This is a genomic window from Pseudopedobacter sp., from assembly GCF_040392825.1.
In the GTDB taxonomy this organism is placed as follows: domain Bacteria; phylum Bacteroidota; class Bacteroidia; order Sphingobacteriales; family Sphingobacteriaceae; genus Pseudopedobacter.
This window is the reverse complement of the sequence record NZ_JBEBVH010000295.1, coordinates 1-4,563: the sequence shown is the minus strand read 5'-3', so window position 1 is coordinate 4,563 and position 4,563 is coordinate 1. Positions and strand designations below refer to the sequence as shown.

General features: G+C 35.5%; 5 protein-coding genes. 2 read left to right on the top strand and 3 right to left on the bottom strand.

Annotated elements, in window-relative coordinates; all coding sequences use genetic code 11:
• Positions 1 to 1,053, bottom strand: a 1,053-nt coding sequence (gene nhaA, locus ABWO41_RS15720) for a Na+/H+ antiporter NhaA (RefSeq protein ID WP_353140088.1), incomplete at its 3' end; no start/stop codon positions are given.
• A 26-nt stretch (positions 1,054 to 1,079) separates the two neighbouring features.
• A complete protein-coding gene (locus ABWO41_RS15715; protein ID WP_353140086.1) occupies positions 1,080 to 1,700 on the bottom strand; it encodes an L-threonylcarbamoyladenylate synthase in 621 nt (206 codons plus the stop codon).
• A 183-nt stretch (positions 1,701 to 1,883) separates the two neighbouring features.
• Here ABWO41_RS15715 and ABWO41_RS15710 point away from each other — a divergent pair, with 183 nt between their 5' ends.
• On the top strand, positions 1,884 to 2,108 hold the full coding sequence (locus ABWO41_RS15710; protein WP_353140084.1) for a hypothetical protein: 225 nt from the start codon (positions 1,884 to 1,886) through the stop codon (positions 2,106 to 2,108).
• A gap of 85 nt (positions 2,109 to 2,193) precedes the next feature.
• On the opposite strand, the gene asnS is transcribed toward ABWO41_RS15710, so the two are convergent.
• On the bottom strand, positions 2,194 to 3,642 hold the full coding sequence (gene asnS, locus ABWO41_RS15705) for an asparagine--tRNA ligase (RefSeq protein ID WP_353140082.1): 1,449 nt from the start codon (positions 3,640 to 3,642) through the stop codon (positions 2,194 to 2,196).
• Positions 3,643 to 3,825: 183 nt separating this feature from the next.
• Between asnS and ABWO41_RS15700 the strand changes: the two genes are divergently transcribed.
• Entirely contained in the window at positions 3,826 to 4,539 is a 714-nt protein-coding gene (locus ABWO41_RS15700; RefSeq protein WP_353140080.1) for a tRNA1(Val) (adenine(37)-N6)-methyltransferase, read from the top strand.
• Positions 4,540 to 4,563: the final 24 nt, after the last annotated feature.

Sequence of the window (4,563 nt, the reverse complement as noted above, 5' to 3'; positions counted from 1 at the left end):
TAATGCAATAAATATAGACATGGTAAAACCAATGCCTCCTAAAATACCAAGCGCATAAATTTGTTTCCATGTAGTTCCGCCGGGTAAAGCACATATTTTTAATTTAACAGCAAGATAGGAGAGTATGGTTATCCCGATAGGCTTTCCAAGGAATAAACCAAGTATAATACCCAGACTTAATCCTCCAAAAATGCCGTCCAACATAACAGGTTCAAATTTAATGTTGGTATTGGCAAAAGCAAATAAAGGCATAATCAGAAAGTTTACAGGTTTAGCCAGTAAATGTTCTAAACGCTCCAAAGGAGATTCTACCGCTGTAGGAGTAGTTGGCAAAAAGAATGCTGTTATTACTCCGGCTATGGTAGCATGCACACCAAAAGAGTGTACAAAATACCAGAGAAAGACTCCTGGTATAAGATAAAGATAGATTTGTTTTACGTTAAAGTAGTTCAGAATAGCTAAAATAGCTATTAACACCCCTATATAGGGAAGGTAGTTTGTGTGTAGCTCCGAAGTGTAAAATACTGCAACAACAATAATGGCTCCCAAATCATCTACTATAGCCAGAGCTGTTAAGAAAACTTTTAAGGCTAATGGCACTCTATTTCCTAAGACAGACAATATTGCTATGGCAAATGCAATATCGGTGGCCATAGGGACTCCCCAGCCATGAGCAGTAGCTGTTTGGATATTGAATATGCTATAAATAGCTGCCGGAACCAACATGCCCCCAATGGCAGCAAAAATAGGAAGTAAAGCTTTTTTTGTAGAAGAAAGCTCACCTTCAATTAATTCTCTTTTTATTTCTAATCCTACCAATAAGAAGAATATGGCCATCAAGCCGTCGTTTATCCAAAGAAGAACAGAATATTTCAGGTGTACATTATCCGAGTGATAACCAATTTCTGTTGCCAAAAGATTTTCCAGATAACTACCCCAACCCGAATTTGCAATAATTAGTGATAGGATAACACAACATATAAGTATAATTCCCCCGGCAGATTGAGATTTTAGAAAGTTTTTGAAAGCTTCCAGATTAATTAATTTCGGCATCCCGCAAGATACTAAATTTTCTTTTTTTAAAGATATTGTTCCAGATCGCCCAGTCCCTGACGAATAATTTCGAAATCACCATCAGTGCAGTTTACCACCGTAGAAGCAACGTTATTTCCGTATCCGCCGTCAATTACTATATCTACCAGATCTTTGTATTTTTCATGAATCAGTTCCGGGTCTGTTGAATATTCAATAAGTTCATCATCGTCTCTTATAGAGGTAGAAAGTATAGGATTACCCAACGCCTTTACTATTTCTCTGGCTATATTGTTGTCTGGAACCCTAATACCAACAGTTTTCTTTTTACTGGCAAGTAATTTGGGTACATTGCTGTTTGCTTCAAATATAAAAGTAAACGGACCAGGTAAAGCTTTTTTTAATAACCTGAAAGTAGATGTGTCCATGGGTTTAACATACTGCGAGATATGGCTTAAATCATGGCAAATAAAAGAAAAATTGGCTTTTTCGGCCTTAATCCCCTTTAATTGTGCAATTTTCTCAATGGCTTTTTGATTGGTAATATCGCACCCCATTCCATAAATCGTATCTGTAGGATAGATAATAATTCCACCTTTTTTTAATACATCAACAACTTGCAGTATCTGTTTCTCATTTGGATTTTCTTCATATATACGCAACAACATAGTACCTGATTTAAATTAAAGAAAAAATATTATGAGCTTTTTTGACGAAATCTTTGCTAAACTACGTATTTTCTAATAACTATAGAAACTTCTAATAGTTTGTATACAGGTCGAAATAATTTTTGGCACAGTATTAGTTAGAAGTCAAATGTAACAAATTTGGTAACTAAAACTGATAAAATTATGAAAAACATATTGTCACAATCAGAACAGGAATTAATTAACAAATTTGATAGCGAATTGTTAGGATTGCTTAGGGCAGACTTGAAGCAGTACAGAGAAAAGAGGCAAACTAATTTAATAGATTTCACTACTCGTAGATACGATTTGGAATTGCTATCTATTCTCAAACAAGAAATATCAGCGTTTCGTAGCCTGGGTAACGCTACGCTTGCAAAAGTTGTATAGTCGGAATTTTTATATTTTTCTGCATAAATGAAAAGGAGAGAACATTATGATTATTCTCTCCTTTTTATCGGTAAATAGTTGAATTTTAAAACTCTGCGTTTTTAGGATATCTTGGAAAAGGAATAACATCTCTGATGTTCGTCATTCCCGTAACAAAAACAACAAGTCTTTCGAAACCTAATCCAAATCCCGCATGTGGGGCAGTACCAAATCTGCGGGTATCCAGATACCAGTAAAGTTCATCTTTAGGAATACCAATTTCATCCATCCTTGCTTCTAGTCTTTCCAGTCTTTCTTCGCGTTGGGAGCCTCCCACAATTTCTCCAATTCCAGGGAAAAGTATATCCATAGCAGAAACTGTTTGTTTACCTTCAGCACAGTTATCATCCTGTCTCATATAAAACGATTTAATTTCTGCAGGATAGTTAGTCAGAATCACCGGCTTTTTGAAGTGTTTCTCTACCAGATAACGCTCGTGTTCACTTTGTAAATCTGCACCCCACTCATCAATTAGATAATTGAATTGTTTCTTCTGATTAGGTTTAGATCTTTTTAAGATTTCTATAGCTTCTGTATAAGTTATTCTTTCAAAATCGTTATCCAGACAGAAATTAAGTTTTTCAATTAAAGAAAGCTCACTTCTGTCTTTCTGTGCTTTATTTTTTTCCTCGTCCAGTAGCCTGCTGTTCAGTAGTTCAATTTCTTCAGCACAATTGTCAAGAGCATATTTAATTACATACTTTAACATATCTTCAGCCAAATTCATATTATCTTCCAGATCAGCAAAAGCAACCTCAGGCTCAATCATCCAAAATTCGGCAAGATGCCTTGTTGTATTTGAATTTTCGGCTCTGAAAGTTGGTCCAAACGTATATATTTCACCTAATGCCATGGCACCAAGTTCCCCTTCAAGCTGCCCGGACACCGTCAGATTTGTTGACTTTCCAAAGAAATCTTCTTTAAAATTGATATTTCCGGCTTCGTCTCTTGGAGGGTTTCCAAGTTCAAGAGTCGTTACTCTAAACATTTCTCCGGCACCCTCGGCGTCAGAAGCTGTAATAATAGGAGTATGTAAATAGGTAAAACCTCTTTCGTTAAAAAATTGGTGTATAGCAAAAGCCAATGCATGTCTTACCTTAAAAACAGCATTGAATGTTGTTGTTCTAAAACGTAAATGCGCTTTTTCGCGTAAGAACTCTAAACTATGTTTTTTAGGTTGTAAAGGATACTTTTCGGCATCACTCTCACCTAAAATCTCCACTGTTTTAGCTTTTACCTCTACTGTCTGGCCTTTTCCAACAGATTCCACAAGCGTCCCTATAGCCTTAACAGCAGCTCCGGTACTTATTTTTTTTAAAATATCACCCGATGTATTTTCAAAATCAACAACAACTTGAAGATTAGATAATGAGGAACCGTCATTTAATGCAATGAACTGATTATTTCTGAATGTTTTTACCCATCCCATCACAATAACCTCTTTTCCAAATTCTGTCGACTTCAGTAAGTCCTTAATCTTGTTTCTTTTAATCATAATAACAATCGGAGTATTTAATTGATGCCAAAAATACAAACCTTTCTGCTAATTATAGTAATTATCATAAAATAAGCTATTTCATATTTTTAATTTTGAATTCACAAAATCGTTCCTTTTAAAAAAAATGAAAACAGCATGTTTTTGTAACTGTTTAGGATGAATAATATTTAGTTTTGTCCTATGTCTGTATTTCGTTTTAAGGAGTTTGTGGTAAGTCAGGAAAACTGTCCGATGAAGATTAATACCGATGGTGTACTTTTAGGGGCATTAGCTGACGTTGGTGAAGCAAAAAAGATCTGTGACGTAGGAACCGGAACAGGTGTAATCGCATTAATGCTGGCCCAAAGAAATAAACAGGCAATAATAGATGCATTGGATATTGATTATAGAGCTGTTGATACCGCAACCCAAAATTTTGAGAATTCTTTATTTCATTCCCGTCTGAAATGTCACCACCATTCCTTTGTGGAATTCTTTGAAATGCACCCTTTAAAATCTTATGACCTGATTGTCAGCAATCCACCGTTCTTTTTAAATGCACTGAAGGCAAGTTCCGAGCAGAAAAACCTGGCAAGACATACAGATCTGAATTTTTTTATTGAATTATTGCGGGTAGCGAGCACACATCTTAAACCGGATGGGGCATTACAGATCATTATTCCTTTAGATGTTTCTTTAACTGTGCAGAGATTGGCAGCAGGTTATCACCTGTCTGTATCAGAAGTCATCCATATAAAATCTTTTTCAGATAAGGATGCTTTCAGACATATTATTAAATTCTCCAGGGAAGAAATTCCCAGTTTTACCGAGCAGGAATTTGTTATTTACGCACAGGAAAAAGAACACTCTTTGCAATACAGGACCGCATTAAAAGACTTTTTTACTATTTTTTGAGTTAGATAAGATATTCTGAGATAT